At 61.9% G+C, this 15,194-nt stretch carries 12 protein-coding genes; 4 read left to right on the forward strand and 8 right to left on the reverse strand.

Features of this window, described 5'->3' with window-relative positions; translation table 11 throughout:
* Window positions 1-4: 4 nt before the first annotated feature.
* Both ABD013_RS11435 and ABD013_RS11440 read right to left on the reverse strand, forming a co-directional pair.
* A complete protein-coding gene (locus tag ABD013_RS11435) occupies window positions 5-571 on the reverse strand; it encodes an NMCC_0638 family (lipo)protein (protein ID WP_343805992.1) in 567 nt (188 codons plus the stop codon).
* A complete protein-coding gene (locus ABD013_RS11440) occupies window positions 571-1,125 on the reverse strand; it encodes an NMCC_0638 family (lipo)protein (protein WP_343805994.1) in 555 nt (184 codons plus the stop codon). The genes ABD013_RS11435 and ABD013_RS11440 overlap by 1 nt, the downstream gene beginning before the upstream one ends.
* Window positions 1,126-1,276: 151 nt before the next feature.
* On the opposite strand from ABD013_RS11440, the gene ABD013_RS11445 reads away from it, so the two are divergent.
* Window positions 1,277-1,816 (forward strand): cytochrome c3 family protein, encoded by a 540-nt coding sequence (locus ABD013_RS11445; RefSeq protein ID WP_343805996.1) that lies wholly within the window; start codon window positions 1,277-1,279, stop codon window positions 1,814-1,816.
* Between the two features lie 11 nt (window positions 1,817-1,827).
* Entirely contained in the window at window positions 1,828-3,138 is a 1,311-nt protein-coding gene (locus tag ABD013_RS11450; RefSeq protein WP_343805998.1) for a multiheme c-type cytochrome, read from the forward strand.
* A gap of 22 nt (window positions 3,139-3,160) precedes the next feature.
* Here the strand turns inward: ABD013_RS11450 and ABD013_RS11455 are convergent, their stop codons facing one another.
* Window positions 3,161-3,544: a DNA-J related domain-containing protein gene (locus tag ABD013_RS11455; protein WP_343806000.1), complete on the reverse strand. Its 384-nt coding sequence runs from the start codon at window positions 3,542-3,544 to the stop codon at window positions 3,161-3,163.
* A gap of 109 nt (window positions 3,545-3,653) precedes the next feature.
* Here ABD013_RS11455 and ABD013_RS11460 point away from each other — a divergent pair, with 109 nt between their 5' ends.
* Entirely contained in the window at window positions 3,654-6,416 is a 2,763-nt protein-coding gene (locus tag ABD013_RS11460; RefSeq protein WP_343806002.1) for a DUF2339 domain-containing protein, read from the forward strand.
* A 3-nt stretch (window positions 6,417-6,419) separates the two neighbouring features.
* On the opposite strand, the gene ABD013_RS11465 is transcribed toward ABD013_RS11460, so the two are convergent.
* The 4 genes from ABD013_RS11465 to ABD013_RS11480 form a co-directional block, all read right to left on the reverse strand.
* Entirely contained in the window at window positions 6,420-9,608 is a 3,189-nt protein-coding gene (locus ABD013_RS11465; RefSeq protein WP_343806004.1) for an efflux RND transporter permease subunit, read from the reverse strand.
* Window positions 9,605-10,864: an efflux RND transporter periplasmic adaptor subunit gene (locus ABD013_RS11470; protein WP_343806006.1), complete on the reverse strand. Its 1,260-nt coding sequence runs from the start codon at window positions 10,862-10,864 to the stop codon at window positions 9,605-9,607. Before ABD013_RS11470 ends, ABD013_RS11465 begins: the two co-directional genes overlap by 4 nt.
* A complete protein-coding gene (locus ABD013_RS11475; RefSeq protein ID WP_343806008.1) occupies window positions 10,861-12,243 on the reverse strand; it encodes an efflux transporter outer membrane subunit in 1,383 nt (460 codons plus the stop codon). The genes ABD013_RS11470 and ABD013_RS11475 overlap by 4 nt, the downstream gene beginning before the upstream one ends.
* 106 nt (window positions 12,244-12,349) lie before the next feature.
* Complete coding sequence (locus ABD013_RS11480) at window positions 12,350-12,940, reverse strand: DNA-J related domain-containing protein (protein WP_343806010.1); 591 nt, start codon at window positions 12,938-12,940, stop codon at window positions 12,350-12,352.
* 99 nt (window positions 12,941-13,039) lie between these two features.
* Here ABD013_RS11480 and dacB point away from each other — a divergent pair, with 99 nt between their 5' ends.
* Complete coding sequence (dacB, locus tag ABD013_RS11485) at window positions 13,040-14,452, forward strand: D-alanyl-D-alanine carboxypeptidase/D-alanyl-D-alanine endopeptidase (protein WP_343806012.1); 1,413 nt, start codon at window positions 13,040-13,042, stop codon at window positions 14,450-14,452.
* Here dacB and ABD013_RS11490 read toward each other — a convergent pair.
* Window positions 14,449-15,078: a YigZ family protein gene (locus ABD013_RS11490; RefSeq protein WP_343806014.1), complete on the reverse strand. Its 630-nt coding sequence runs from the start codon at window positions 15,076-15,078 to the stop codon at window positions 14,449-14,451. The genes dacB and ABD013_RS11490 overlap by 4 nt on opposite strands.
* Between the last annotated feature and the right edge of the window lie 116 nt (window positions 15,079-15,194).

A 15,194-nucleotide genomic window follows, 5' to 3' on the forward strand; every position in this document is an offset into this window, starting at 1 on the left:
GCGCTCAGCGCTCACTCAGGCTCAGTGATACCATCGCCTGAATCGCGGCCTCGGGGTCCTTGGCCGTCGTCAGGATCAACAGCAGACGACGCGGGGCATGCTCGGTGGCCCACTGCCAGGACTCGGTCAGTGCTTCCCCGCTCAGGGGCGTCTGTGTCGCCTGTTCACTCAGTTTGGTGGTCTGCAGTGGCGTCGGCGCATTGCCCGCAAGCTCGGTGAACCACTGTCGAGCCGCGGCTGCATCACTGCGGCGCGCCATGACGGCACAGAGGTTGTCCCCTTCAGGCAGGACCAGAACATACTGGCCAAACTGCCCCTGATAAGGGACCGGCCAGGCGTCCCCTTCACGTCCCTGCAGGAAATGCTGTGCCTGCTGCGGCGGCAGCTTGGGCAGCTGCTGGGCAATCAGCTCCTTGCGCAGCGCACCGTAATCATCAAAGTGCTTCATGCAAAAAGACAGGTAGACCTTCTGCAGGAAGGCTGCTCGCTCGTCAGCCTGAGCGGAAATGGGCAGCAATACCAGCAACGGCAGCAGGCACGCCATCAATCGTGTCACGCGGGTCTTGTTCATTACTCAATCTTCATCATCAGCGTCAGCGACAGTATCGCCTGTATTGGTACATCGTCATTTTCCGAAGCCATAAGGCTGTGTTCCAGCACCCGGTCGGGGCCATGCCAGACCCAGCGCCGTACCTGGGCATCACCCGCATGGCGCCGATCCCCTTCAGTCGGCATAAGGCGCTCAACCGTATAGCCGAGCGGCGGAGTCGCCACCAGCTGTTCGAACCAGTCCAGGGTGTGCCCGGCATCAGCGTAGCGCGCAATTATGGCGCAGCGCTGCTCGTCTTGCGACAGTACCAGCACGTATTCGCGTCGCCCCTGATAGGCCAGCGCCCACCCCTGGGCATGGTCCTGCCCCATCAGCAACTGGCGTACCAGCGCATCGGGTACCTGAGGCAGCGCTCCGGCCGTCAGGTGCTGCCGAAAGCCCGCCGGGTCCTCCGCGAAAGCCAGGCACTGACTGCGATACTGGTGTTGCAGAAAACCGTCCCGTTCAGATGCCTGCCCCCCGCTGCTGGCCAGCAGCAACAGCGCCATCATCAATCCTCGTTTCATCCCTGTCATAAGCGTCCGTCCCTGATCAATTCGACAAACTCAGTGTTCGAAGTCTGACCGTCATACTGACCTTTGGCAAGTCAGGCACTGGAAAACACTCAGCCATGTTCTAAGCTGCTTTACATAATCAGATAAGCGCGTCATTTAGGGATATACGACCATGTTCTGGATCAAGACGCTGCTGGTGCTGGCTATCTTGGGTTTGGCAATCATCGCCGGCTGGGGCCTGACCGACCAGGCACTGCACCTGACTTCAACCCAGCAATTCTGTGGCAGCTGCCACAGCATGAAACCCATGCAGGCTTCCTTTCTGCGTGATCCTCATGGTGGCCGCTCTACCAGCGGCATTCAGGCGCTCTGTACCGACTGCCATCTGCCCCATGACAGCACCGTCAACTATCTGTGGATGAAAGCCCGCAACGGTGCCTGGGACGTCTGGAAGGAGTTCGTGCTGGGGGCCGAGGATGTGGACTGGCATGCCAAGCGCGCCCGCGCCAACGAATTCGTCTATGACTCCGGCTGCCTCAAATGCCACAACAACCTGCAGTCAGGCTCGGAGCTGGACCACGCTCAGTTCGTCGCTCACAAACCCTATTTTCTCGGGACGATTCAGGACAGCTGTATCGACTGCCATGCGGTCGGACATACTGACCTGATTCGGGACCTCCCCCCTCCGTCGACGGCGGCCATATCCGAATAAGGAGATCGATCATGGTTCAGTTTTTCTGCCGGCTTTTGCTGCTCCTGCTGCTACCCTTGAACGTACAGGCCGCCACGGGCACCGAGATCAACCCGAGCATCAAGTCTCTTGCCTTCAGTCGCAGTCTGAGCGAACTGGACAGGCAGTGCGTCAGCTGCCACCAGCAGGAACAGCCTGGCGTGGTGGCCGACTGGAAAAACAGTCGCCACAGTCATGTGGGTGTGGGCTGCAACGACTGTCACGCGGCCAGCAAGGGCGAACCCGATGCCCAGCTGCATAATCAGGAGGGGCTGGAAAACGTTTATATATCGCCGCTGGTATCTCCGGATACCTGTGGCCGCTGTCACGCCCAGGAACAGCAGGAGTTCAATCACAGCGGACATTTCCGCGCTTACCGCCAGATCATTCCCAAAAACAGCCTGCATGCGCTGGTGAAGTTTCATGAAGGCCGTGACAATCCAAAGCTGGGTAATGCTCCGGACGAAACCGGCTGCATGCAGTGCCACGGTACCGAGATCAAGCTGCTGGCCGACGGTAAGCCCGATCCGAGCACCTGGCCCAATTCCGGTATGGGAAATATCTACCCGGACGGCTCTACCGGCAACTGCGGCACCTGCCACACCCGCCACCGGTTTTCTATCGCCGAAGCACGCAAGCCACAGGCCTGCGCCAGCTGCCACCTGGGGCCGGATCACCCGGACATAGAGGTGTTCGAGAACAGCAAACACGGCCAGGTTTATGCTGCCGAAGGCCATGAGTGGAACTGGAATGCGCCGGCGGATGGCTGGGAGCCCGGGGACTATCGCGCGCCGACCTGCGCCACCTGTCACATGAGTGGTGTTGGCAGCCTGGCACCGACCCACAACATCAGTCAGCGTCTGTACTGGAACCTCTGGGCCGAACGTTCCGAGGTGCGCAACTCAACCGATGTGCTCAGCCCATTGCTGGGCAATGGCAACCAGGGACGGACCGAAATGAAGGCCGTGTGCAAGGCCTGTCATGGTACCTCACATACCGAAGGTTTTTTCCAGCAGGGCGACAAGGCGGTCCAGCTGTACAACGTGGAATATTACGATCCGGCACGCAGGATGCGCGACGAGCTGGAACAAAAGGGACTGCTGAAGGACAACCCCTGGACCGATGAATTCCAGATCACTTTCTACCATCTCTGGCATCACGAGGGACGCCGAGCACGTCATGGCGCCATGATGGCAGGACCCGATTATGCTCACTGGCACGGGTTCTTCGAACTGCAGCAGGACCTGTACAAATTGCAGGCCCTCTACCGCAAGCGGATCGAAAGTGGCCGGGTCGAGGATTGATTCCGCCGCAAATGGCCGGCCCTCAGTGACGAGGGCCGGTGACGATCTCCATCAGCGCCACCACATCATCGGCGGTGGTCTGCTCAAAGTTGTGCCAGTCGAGGTAGTACTCGCTGAGCAGAGGGTTGGGTTCGACACGGTCGTCCTTGTCACGGGACTTGTGCAGCTCGATATGCATGGGCGAGATATTCAGTACCCGCCCCTCTTCTTCCCAGAGAATGTCCTGCAGATCATAGAGGGCATTCATGATGATGAAATGCTTGCGAAACAGCGCAAGCAGGCCATCGGCATCCAGCTCGTCAAATGCATGCTGCCGGTCCAGTGTCCGCATCAGGTAATACTCACTGACCCCTTCCGGGTGCTGGCGCAGTTCGCTCAGTACCTGGGGCAAGACAGGGTTGATCATGCGTCACCTTCAGCTCTTGTCTTTCTGTACGGGAGCCTCTTGCAGTATAGTCAAAGCCATATGACTGCCAGTTCGATCGGCGGCAAGATGGATTTCGACGAGGTGGATTATGGATGAGCTCTGGCTGCTGTTAGTGGCCCTGCCCCTGTTTCTGTTTTTCGGGGCGTGTGTCGGCATACGCGCCTGGGTGGTCACCCGCCACCTGCGTGAACACATCACTCAGCTGCAGGCCCGTGTCTACGAGCTGGAACAGCGCCCCTCACAATCGGCCGCCGACCGGGCAACGGCCGCCACGGCGGTGCCCGGTCCACAGGATCAGGCCACTGCACAGGCTGAACCCAAGACCGAGCCACCTGTAGCCGCCAGTCCCGACCGAGCCCCCGAAGCAACCATACCTGAAGCCGAGATTCCCGAACGGGCGGCGGCCGATGCGGCCTGGGGAGTGGAGCCCGAGCCTGTCGAGCCCTCAATGACGGAACAGGCACCGCCCGCTTATCAACCGCCTCCTGTAACCCGAGAGCCCGCTGGATTCTTCGATCGCCTCACTGCCAACCTCAAAGCCAACTGGATGATCTGGCTGGGCGGCATCTGCGTCGGCCTGGCCGGGGTATTCATGGTGCACTACTCCATCGAGCAGGGACTGCTTGGCCCTGAGGCGCGGGTCATTCTGTCGTTGATCGCCGGCGTCGGCCTGCACGGGGTTGCTGAATGGCTGCGTCGCAGTCGTGGTCAGCACGATGTCTTCGCCGCCCTGGCCGGTGGTGCCAGCATCATCCTCTATGCCGCGCTTTTTGCCGCCTTCAAACTGCTTACCGGCATCTCGCCGGGGCTTATCTTTGCGGCCATGGCGCTGGTCTCCTTTGCCACCCTGGCACTGGCCCTCAGACATGGTCCTGTGCTGGCCGCGCTGGGCATGCTGGGCGGTTACCTGGTGCCCATACTGGTCAGCACAGGCTCCGGCCAGATCGAGCTGGCGCTGGTCTATATCGGCATACTGACGCTGTTCTCACTCTGGCTTCTGGCCTATGTGGAGCGGCTCTGGCTCTGGCTGGGCGTCATTATCGGCAGCCTGGCCTGGTGGGTATTGAGTCTGGGCACTCATCCGGCCGATGGCGTGCGCTCGCTCTATCTGCTGGCCCTGGCATACATGTTCCTCGTCGTGCCCGGATACGACTGGTTGCTGCAACGCCGCGACGAACCGGCTGAACACTGGCTGCAGTTACTGAAACAGGTGCGAGCGGCCCGCCACTGGCCTGCGATCCCGACCCTGCTGTTGATCGTACTGGCCCAGGGCTACACCCTCGCGGTCGAAACGGTGTCGGCCAGTGGCTACCCGACGTTGCTGCTGTTGCCGGCGTTGTTGTTACTCGCCGCCAGCCGACGCCCCATCCTGAACCCCTTGCCGGCACTGATGCTGGTTGCGACCGCCTTGGCAGTGGTCATGCCGATGCTAAGCTATCTGGGCGACCAGTTGCTCTTCACCCCACCTGACGCGGTTACGCAGGCGGCGCTGGTATCCCGCTTCGTGATGCTGACCATCCTCTACACCGCCGGCGCCGCCTGGCTGCTGCAGCGGCGGGTGGAATATCCCGGCTTCTGGGTCGGCCTGGGCTGCTTCACGCCCTTGCTGATGCTGGCGCTGGGCTACTACCTGTTCACCGCTTTCACCGCCGACTGGGCCTGGGGTGGTGCCGCCCTGATTCTCGGTCTGGTCTACCTGGCGCTGTCGAAAATGGCGCTGCAGCACACCGATAGCCGCCTGAGCAGCGATCTGGTGCGGGCACTGCTGATCAGCAGTGCCCATCTGGGTCTGTCACTGGCGGCAGTGATCTGGCTGATGGATGCCACGCTGACGCTGGCCTTCGCCCTGCAGCTGATCACCCTGTCGCTGCTGCAACAGCGTTACCAGCTGCAGCTGCTGCCCTGGGTGATACGCCTGGTGCTGGCGGTGGTGATCTGCCGGCTGACCTTCAACCCCTGGCTGCTCACCTATGACAGCGGCAGCCACTGGTCGCTGTGGACCTACGGCGGCGCTACCCTCTGCGCCTTTGCCGGTGCCTGGATTCTGCGCCAGAATCGGAAGATGACGGCCTGGCTGCAGGGCGCAGGGGCCCACCTGCTGGTACTGACGCTGGCGGCTGAAGTGCGCTACTGGCTCTATGACGGCGATATCTTCCGCCATGAATACAGCTTCCTCGAAGCCAGCCTCAACACCCTGATCTGGGGTACAGCCGGTTGTGTCTATCTGTGGCGCGCCCGCCTCAGCGAGTACCTGAAGCGCTTCTATCAGGTGATCGCCACCCTGCACCTGCTGGCGGCCACGGGCAACTATCTGCTCCTGGTGGTGCTCTGGTATAACCCGCTTTGGCACGCGACCGAGATCAGTCCGACACCACTGTGGAACCTGCTGCTACTCAGCTACGGCCTGCCGAGCCTGCTGCTGCTGGTGCTCTGGCGGCTACTGCCGGGTGTGCTGGGCAGGCGTGCGGCGATGCTGGCCGGACTGAACTGGCTGCTGTTCATCTCGCTGGAGATTCGCCATTTGTGGCAGGGGGAACTGAGCCTGGCCAACCCGACCCCGGATGGCGAGCTGTATACCTATTCGGCGGTGTGGCTGGTCATCGCTTCCGGCGCGCTGCTCGGCGGCAACTGGCTGCAGCAGGCCTCGCTCTATCGCGGCGGCATGGCGCTGCTGCTGGTGGTGGTCGCCAAGCTGTTCCTGGTCGATATGTCCGACCTGACCGGCCTGTGGCGCGTGGCCTCGTTCATGGGGCTGGGCCTGGCGCTGCTGGCACTGGCATGGCTGCACCAGCGGTTCACGCCGAAGAATGGCCGCGCCCCGGCAGAAAACTCCGGGGCAGCCACCGGCTAGGTCTCAGTGAACACTCTGAGGCTCGGTTCGGCCCGGCTCTTTATCGCCAAGCTCTTTGTCTCCAGGCTCTTTATCGCCAAATAAGCGTCGGCCTAGCCGGCGCAAATCTTCCAGCAGCATGAAGTTGACCGGCACCATGATCAGCGTCACCAGGGTGGCGAAGATGATGCCAAAGCCGAGGGAAACCGCCATCGGGATCAGGAACTGCGCCTGTACTGCCTTCTCGAACAGCAGCGGCATCAAGCCAATGAAGGTGGTCAGCGAGGTCAGCATCACCGGCCGGAAACGGGCTACGCCCGAGACCAGCACCGCCTGGCGGGTGGCCTCGAAATGTGAGTGTTCACCTGCCTCCTGCAGCTCACGGCACCGCTTGTTGGTGAAGTCCACCAGCACCAGGCTGTCGTTGACCACGACCCCAATCAGCGCCATCAGACCGAGCAGGCTCATGATGGTCAGGTCCATTCCCATGATCCAGTGACCGACGATGGCGCCGATCGCCCCGAAGGGAATCACCGACATCACGATCAGCGGCTGCAGATAGGAGCGGAAGGGGATCGCCAACAGGCTGTAGATGACGAAGAACACGAAGCCCAGCCCCAGCAGCATCGACGTGAAGGATTCGCGCTGCTCCCGCGCCTCCCCTTCCAGCCTGAAGGACGCGCCCGGGTACTGGCGCACCAGCTCGGACAGGAACTGCTCCAGGTCACGGTTGAGCACCGTGGTATTGGTGTTCTGCTTGTCCATGTCGGCCACCACACTGACGGTGCGCTGCTGGTCGACTCGGTAGATCGCCGCCGCGCTCTGCCCCGGCACCAGGCGCGCCAGCGCATCCAGCGGCACCTGTCCCTGACTGGTGCTGATCAGCACATCACGCAGCCCGGAGATCGCCTGGCGCTCATCCAGCGGCAGGCGCACCATGACACGCACATCGTCACGGCCTCGCTGTACCCGCTGCACTTCAATACCGAAGAACTTCTGCCGTACCTGGCGGATGATGTCGCTGCGGGTCAGCCCCAGCAGGTGGGCCTGCTCGGTCAGCTCCAGCTGCAGCTCCTCCTTGCCGTCAGACAGGTTGTCAGTGATGTCGAACAGGGTCGGATAGGTTTCCAGCCGCGTTTTGACCTCAGCGGCCATCGCTTCCAGATCCGTCACTCGACTGGAACGCAGCTGCACATCCACGGGATCGCTGGCACGACCGATCTCGGCCCTGAACGTCAGCGTTTCAGCACCGGGTATAAGGCCGATCCGCTCACGCCACTGCTGCACGATCTTGCGCGTACTGATGCTTTCGTCACGCTGTTCGGAGGGCAGCAACTCGAATCTCACCTGCCCTTCCTCGGTACTGCCGCCGGTACCGGAGGTGGAGTAGATGTTGAGAATGGCACTGTCACCGGTGGCCGGATCACGATACTGCTCCTGCAGCTCTCGAGCCGCTTCCACCATGCGGAGAATATAACGGTCGGTCACCTCGAATGGCGTGCCACTGGGCATGGTCAGCGAGGCACGAGCGGTATCACTCTGCACCCGCGGGAAAAACACGAAGCGGGTCCAGCCACTCATGATCATCGCCAGGATCAGAATAAACACGCCTGCAAACAGCGCCAGGGTAGTCAGGCGGTGATGCACCGCCGTTTCCAGCAGAGGCCGGTAATAGCGCAGGATCACCCGCTCGAAGCCGTCGGCGAAGCCCTGCTGGAATTTGGCCAGACGTCCCTGCTTTTCCACGTTCTCGTGGCGCAGTTTCAGGTGTTTGAGATGAGCCGGCAGCACAAACTTGGACTCGACCAGCGAGAACAGCAGCACCGGGATCACTACCACCGGAATCTGGGCAAACAACGCCCCGCGCGCACCCTCGATAAAGCCGATCGGCAGGAAGGCGGCCACCGTAGTCAGCACGCCAAAGGTCACCGGCACGGCCACCTCCTGAGTCCCGCGAATGGAAGCCTGCAGGCCGGACTCGGCACCACGCAGGTGACTGTAGATATTCTCGCCGGTGACAATGGCATCATCGACCACGATGCCGAGCACCAGGATAAAGCCAAACAGGGAAAGAATATTCAGCGTCACGCCGAAGATCGGCATCACCAGGAAGGCGCCCATGAAACTGACCGGAATGCCGATGAACACCCAGAAGGCGATCGACGGGCGCAGGAACAGGGTCAACAGCAGCAGCACCAGCACACCACCCTGCAGCGCGTTGGTCAGCAGCGTGTTGATACGGCTTTTGACGATCTCGGAATCATCGTCCCAGTAGCTCAGTTTGAGCCCCTGCGGCAGGTTCGGCTGCTGGCGGGCAATGTAATCCTTGACCGCGTCGGCCACGGCGATGGCGCTCTGATCACCGACGCGATAGACCTCGATCATCGCCGCCGGCACACCATTGAAGCGGGTACGCAGCGCACTCTCCTCAAAGCCATCGGTAACCTCGGCCAGATCGCCAAGGCGCAGCAGGCTGCCATCCGGGTGGGTCTTGATCACCACGGGCTCGAACTGGTCGCGGCTGTAGGCCTGCCCCTTGGAGCGAATCAGGATGTCGCCACCGTCGGTGCGGATATTGCCCGCCGACAGGTCCAGTGAGCTGGCCGCGATGCGGTCGGCCACTTCCTGGAGAGTCAGATCATAGGCGCGCAGCCGGTCCTGGGACAGCTCGATGGCAATCTCGTAATTGCGTACCCCGCCCAGCTCCACCTGAGTCACCCCGTCCAGCTGCAACAAGTCGTCGCGTACCTGCTCGGCGTAGCTGCGCAGTTCACGTTCGGACAGGTTGCCTGAGACTGCGGCGCTGATTACCTCACGCTTGCGTGTGGCCAGCGCGATCACCGGCGCTTCGGCCTCCGCCGGGAAGGTGCCGATCTCGTCGACCCGCGACTTTACATCGGCGAGCATCTCGCGCGGATCATAGCCACTGTCCACCTCGATGGTGACGGTGGTGCCCCCCTCGACCGAGCGGCTGCGCAGCTCCTCGACACCTTCCAGGTCACTGACCGCCTCTTCGACACGGGTCGCCAGGCTCAGCTCGGCATCCTCGGGGGTCGCGCCACGCAGGCTGATCTGCACACTGATGGTGTCGGACTCGAAACTGGGGAAGATCTCCAGCGGGATATTGACCTTCAGCGACATCAACCCGGTGAACAGGATGGTCACCATCAACAGGTTGGCGGCCACATGGTTGCGGGCAAACCAGGCGATCATGAGCGGTCACCCTCAGGCTTGCCGAATTCGGAGCCAGCCTTGCCGCGTTCGGAGGGGACATTGCCGGTTACATTGCCATTATCATCCGCTTCGACAGTCGTTGTTTCGCCGCCCTTTATCCGCACCTGGGTGCCCGAGACCACCTGTCCCAGCGAAGTTAGCACCAGCTGCTCGCCGGGTTCGAGTCCGGCCTTGATCAGCGCCTGAGTCTCGTCCTGCCAGGCGATCTCAATCTCGCGCCGCTGCAAGGCCCCGGCTTCGACCACATAGACGTAGCTGCCCTGATAGATTGCCTTGTTCGGGATCAGCAGCGCATTCTCGACCTCGATCCCCTCGATCAACGCGGTGACATACTGGCCCACCTTGAGTGGCACCCGATCCACCGCCTTTTCGCCATAAGGGTCATCGATCTGCGCCAGCACGTGCAACTGACGGCTGGTTTCGTCGATCGCGCCCTCGGTCTGCACGATCCGTCCCTGCCAGCGCTCCGGCCGGATCAGGTCGGAACGAATCTCCACTTTTGGCTGGAACGGCTCGCCCCCTTCAACCCGGTACTCTTCGGGCAGGCGCAGATAGGCCAGATCCCGATCCTGCAGCGGCAGACGCACTTCCAGCACATCCACGGCATAGATCTGTCCCAGCGTGGTACCGCTGGACACCACCTGCCCCAGGTCGACCTCGTTATCCAGCACGCGGCCAGCATAGGGCGCACGAATACGGGTGCGCTCAAGGTTGAGTTCGGCAACGGCCAGTGCGGCCTCAGCGGAGGCAACGGAGGCCTTGGCGGCATTCAGTTGCGGCTTGCGCAGCACCAATGGCGGTGCCTCGCCGGGGTTACCGAGCCGTTTCCAGTCGGCGGCGGCTTGAGCACTGCGGGCGCGCTCTTCGGCCAGGGTCTGGCGGGCACTCATAAGTGCGGCCTCTGCCTGGCTAACCTCAGCCTTATAGTCGCGGCCATCGAGACGAATCAGTTCTTCACCCTGCTCAAAGAAGCCCCCGGCACGGAAGTCCGGGTTGAGCCAGACAATCTGGCCGGACACCTGTGGCAGCAGGGTACTCTGGGTCCGCGGCTTGACCCGGCCGTAACTTTTCACCTGAATCTTGAACGGCGCCAGGCTCAGCGTCTGTGTCTCGACACTGATCCGGCTGGCCTGGGGCGGTGCACCCCGTTTCACCTCGGGCGGGTTCTGGACGATCACCCAGCTGATCGCGCCCAGCACGGCGATGACGATAAAGGGCAGTATCCGCTTGATCATGGGGTATCCAACTCCTGTGTCTGCTGGGACTGATTCGGGGACGACGCCCGGAAGCGCCCGCCCAGAGCCCGGTGCAGCTCAATCCGGTTATCCAGTAATTGTCGGCGCAGATTGATCACACTGGTCTGCGCATCCAGCGAACGACGCTGGGCTTCAAGCACGGTGGTGTAGTTTTCCAGACCGTGCTGATACTGCTCGAATGCCAGCGTCTCGGCATTGAGCGCATTCTGTTCTGCTTTCAGGTAGAGCGCATATCGCGCCTGCAAACTCTGCCGGGCCGACAGGGCGTTTTCGACCTCGGCAAAGGCGCTGAACAGGGCATCCAGCCAGCGCTGTTCCTGCTCACGCCGCAGCGCCAGCGCCTGCTCCTGCACCGCCGCCTTGCGTCCGGCATCGAACAGGCTCTGTACCAGCGAGGCCCCCAGGCTCCAGGTCAGGTTGCCGCTGGACAGCAGGTCACTGAGTGCATCGCTGCTGCCGCCATAGGCCGCATTGAGACTGAGCGAGGGGAAACGGTCCCGATGCGCGGATGCCAGCGCCGCATCGGCTGCCAGCAGCGCCAGCCACTGCTGCTGCAGATCCGGCCGGCGGGTCAGGATATCGGCCGGCTGCCCAGCGGGAATGACAGTTTCGATCAGCGGCAGCGCCGCAGCGGTGGTCAGCATCGCCGAGGGATAGCGCCCCAACTGTCGCTCCAGCTCCCGCTGCAGTTCGCTCAGCGACTGCTGCTGCTGTTCGACACGGGCGGCTTCGGCATGCAGGTTGTTGCGGGCGAGGTAAAGATCCAGCGCCTCGTTCAGGCCCTGGCGATAACCGGACTCGATGATCTCCAGGTTCTGCTGCAGGTTGTCACGGCGCTGGCTGTAGAGTTCCAGTAGCAGGCGCGCCTCCTGCAGCGCAAACCAGTTCTGCGCCAAGCTCGCTGCCAGCGCTTCACGCTGCTCCACATAGGCGGCTTCAGCCGCAGCACGGTTCAGCTCGGCCTCCCTCTGGTCAGCACTGAGCTTGCCCCAGATATCCAGCGTCCAGCCCAGTGACAGCTCCAGCGAGTCACTGCGCTCGGCACCTTCCTGTCGGCGACTGCCCAGCTCCAGCGACAGCTGAGGATAACGATCAGCCCCGGTACTGTGCACCCGCTGCTGCGCCGCCAGCCACTGCTGACGCTGCGCCGCCAGGGACGGGTTGCGCAACACCGCCTCATCGACCAGCTCGCTCAGGGCAGAGTCATTCAGCCCCACCAGCCAGCTGGGCGACAATTCGGCAGCATCGGTCGCAACCTGCCAGGCCGACGGCAGCTCGGGGGTGGGGGTTTGTAATTCGGGTGGTGCACTGCAGGCAGTCAGCAGCCCCAGCAGTGGCAATAGCAGGTAGGCGCGCACATCAGCTCCCTGTCTCGATACCTGTGGATCAGTCCTCTGAGCCTCCATGGTAGAGGATTGTTCCCCTGGCGGCAGCGGCTTTTACATTTCTTTACGGTGCTGACACTCACTGGCCGGAGCGGAGCAGCTCATAGGCACGGCGCACTTCAATAAAGGCTTCACTGTCACCGCCCTTGTCCGGATGCAGTCGTGCGGCCAGCTGGCGATAGCGCTGACGGATCGCCTCCTGAGAGGCCCCCTCGTCCAGTTCCAGCACCCGCAAGGCCTGCTGCCGCGCCCCGGGATCAAAGCACTGGTCCCAGAAGCCACGCAGCAGTTTCTGCACATCCTCGGCACTGGTGCTGCTCAGTTGCTGCCAGTCGAGATAGTACTCACGCAGGCTGTCCCCGGCCCCTGGCACCCCCGCCTCTTCGACGACTACCTCAACACTTTCCGTATAGAGACGCACGCTCAGTGGCGAGATTTCGACCCTCAGTTGTTCCTCGTACCAGAGCCGGGTCTGCAACGTATACAAGCCATGCATGATCATGAAGTGCTTCTGAAACAGGCACAGCTGATAATCCTCGGCCAGGCCGGTGAACGCTTGATGACGTTCAAGAGCTTTCATCAGACTGAATTCACTGATCCCTTTCGGATTCTGCCGCAGCAGATCCAACAACTCGGGTATCAGAGGGTTAGGGGTCAGGTCTGGGCACATGGGAGCTCCGATCTCGGCATGGCGGATTGAGACTGTCCTGTCAGCAAGTCCTTCTGGCACAATGAGCCTTCCCCGAATCCGGCTAGGGACAGTTATCTCATGTTGCTGCGACTTTTTATCCTCCTTATCCTGGCACCGGTTGTCCATGCCGCCGAATGGAAAAAAATTCTCGATCAAGCTCCCGCAGGCAGCCAGGTCGCACTGGTAGTCGAGCCGCTCAGCGCCAACGCTCCGCTGCAGATCCACTACCGCGATGACCGTTTTCTGCCCCCGGCCAGTACGCTCAAGCTGTTCACCGCTACTGCCGCCGAGCTGGAACTGGGCATAGACCACCGCTTTGAGACCCGTTTCTGGCAGCGCGGTGAGCAGGCAGGCGGGCGCTGGCAGGGCGACTGGCTGCTCGAGTTTCGCGGCGCGCCCGACCTGAACCGACAACAGCTGGCCGAACTCCTTGGCGAGTTACGCCAGCGCAAGGTACGCGAGATCGACGGCGACCTGCTGCTCGATATCAGCCATTTCAGCGGCTACGACCGCGCCATCGGCTGGCCCTGGAACAACCTCGGCGTCTGCTACAGCGCGCCAGCCGCCGCCCTGACGCTGGAAGGCAACTGCGTGGCCGCCAGCCTGACCAATCAGGGCAAGGACCTTCCTGCCCGTTTCTTCGTACCGGCACACCAGCCGATCGAGGTAACCTCGGAAGTCGTCGTGCGTGACCAGGACAGTATCGATGCCGAATTCTGTGAACTTGAGTCACTGGTGGGCCCGGGAAACCGCTACCACCTGAGCGGCTGCATCAGTGATCGACGCGAAGTGCTGCCGCTCAACTTCGCCATCAATGACCCCGTCGCCCACGGCAAGGCACTGGTACGCCAGGAACTGAATCGCCTGGGTATCGTCCTGCGCGGCGACATCCGCACCGGCCGCCGTGACACCTCAGACTGGCAACAGGTGAAACAGGTTCAGTCGGCCCCATTACAGGTACTGCTGACCGAGATGCTGCAGGATTCCGACAACCTGATTGCCGACCTGACACTGAAGAACCTGGGAACAGTGGACAACACTTCGGGCAGCTTTGCCCGCGGCATACGCACGCTGAAAAGCAGTATTCGGGCACATACCGGAATCGATCTTGAGCTGGCCAAGCTGGCCGACGGGTCAGGGCTGTCGCGGGACAACCTGCTGCAGGCCGGGCAGCTGGCGCAGCTGTTGCAATGGCTGGCTCGACACCCCCAGATGACCACCTACCAGGCATTACCGGTTTCGGGTGAAAACGGCACGCTGAAATATCGTCGCAGCACCCGCAAGGAACCACTGAAAGGGGCAATCCAGGCCAAGAGCGGAACCGTCAACGGCAGCCGTAACCTGGCCGGTTATATCAATACCGCATCGGGTGAACGTTACGTATTCGTGCTGATGCTGAGCGGCATCAGCCTGCCGGACAAAATGCCACGTCCGACACCGGTCACGGTGTTCGAAAAGTCACTGCTGGAGTGGATCTATCACAATGGTTAACCGGCTTGATCGAGTCGTTCAACCTGGGCCTGGCCGTGCAGCTGTTCGGCCAGCGCTTCCGCGAAGGCGACTTCCTGCCCCAGCGGCAGGGACAGCTCCAGTTGTACCTGTTCGGTAAACTGCTGATCGTTGCGGCTGACCTCAAAGCCATTCAACAGGGCATCGACTGCCGCGGTCAGGCTGTAGGGGTAGGTCAGGCGATAGTGCGCCTGGGGTTCCCGCGTCGCCAGCGGGGTCTGCTCCAGCACTGCGCGCACCGCCTGGGAGTAGGCTCGCACCAGACCACCGGTACCCAGTTTGGTGCCGCCAAAGAAGCGGGTTACCACAACACAGACCTGGCCGATTTCGGCACCGGTCAGCACCGCCAGCATCGGCCGCCCGGCCGTGCCCGAAGGCTCGCCATCGTCGCTGCTGCCCAGCCCGGTCAGCGCGTGCGGTTCGGCAGCGATAAAAGCCCAGCAATGGTGGTTGGCGCCTGGAAAGCGGCTACGCTGTAGCTCGATGAACGCCTTGGCCTCGGCCGCTGAACCAACCGGACACAGGCTGGCAATAAAGCGGCTTCTCTTGACCTCGGTTTCGACCTCGGCTTCGCTCAACGGAATCTTGTAGGCGCGGGCTGAAGACACAGGGGGGCTCTCGACAAACGGGGTTCAGCGTTGATGACGGGCTTTACGAAGCGGGCCATCATAGCAAACTCCGGCCACCGAACCGAATGCCCAAAACCAAAAGACCCCCGTCATTG

Origin of the sequence: Marinobacterium maritimum (genome assembly GCF_039523155.1) — a bacterium.
Taxonomy (GTDB): Bacteria; Pseudomonadota; Gammaproteobacteria; order Pseudomonadales; family Balneatricaceae; genus Marinobacterium; species Marinobacterium maritimum.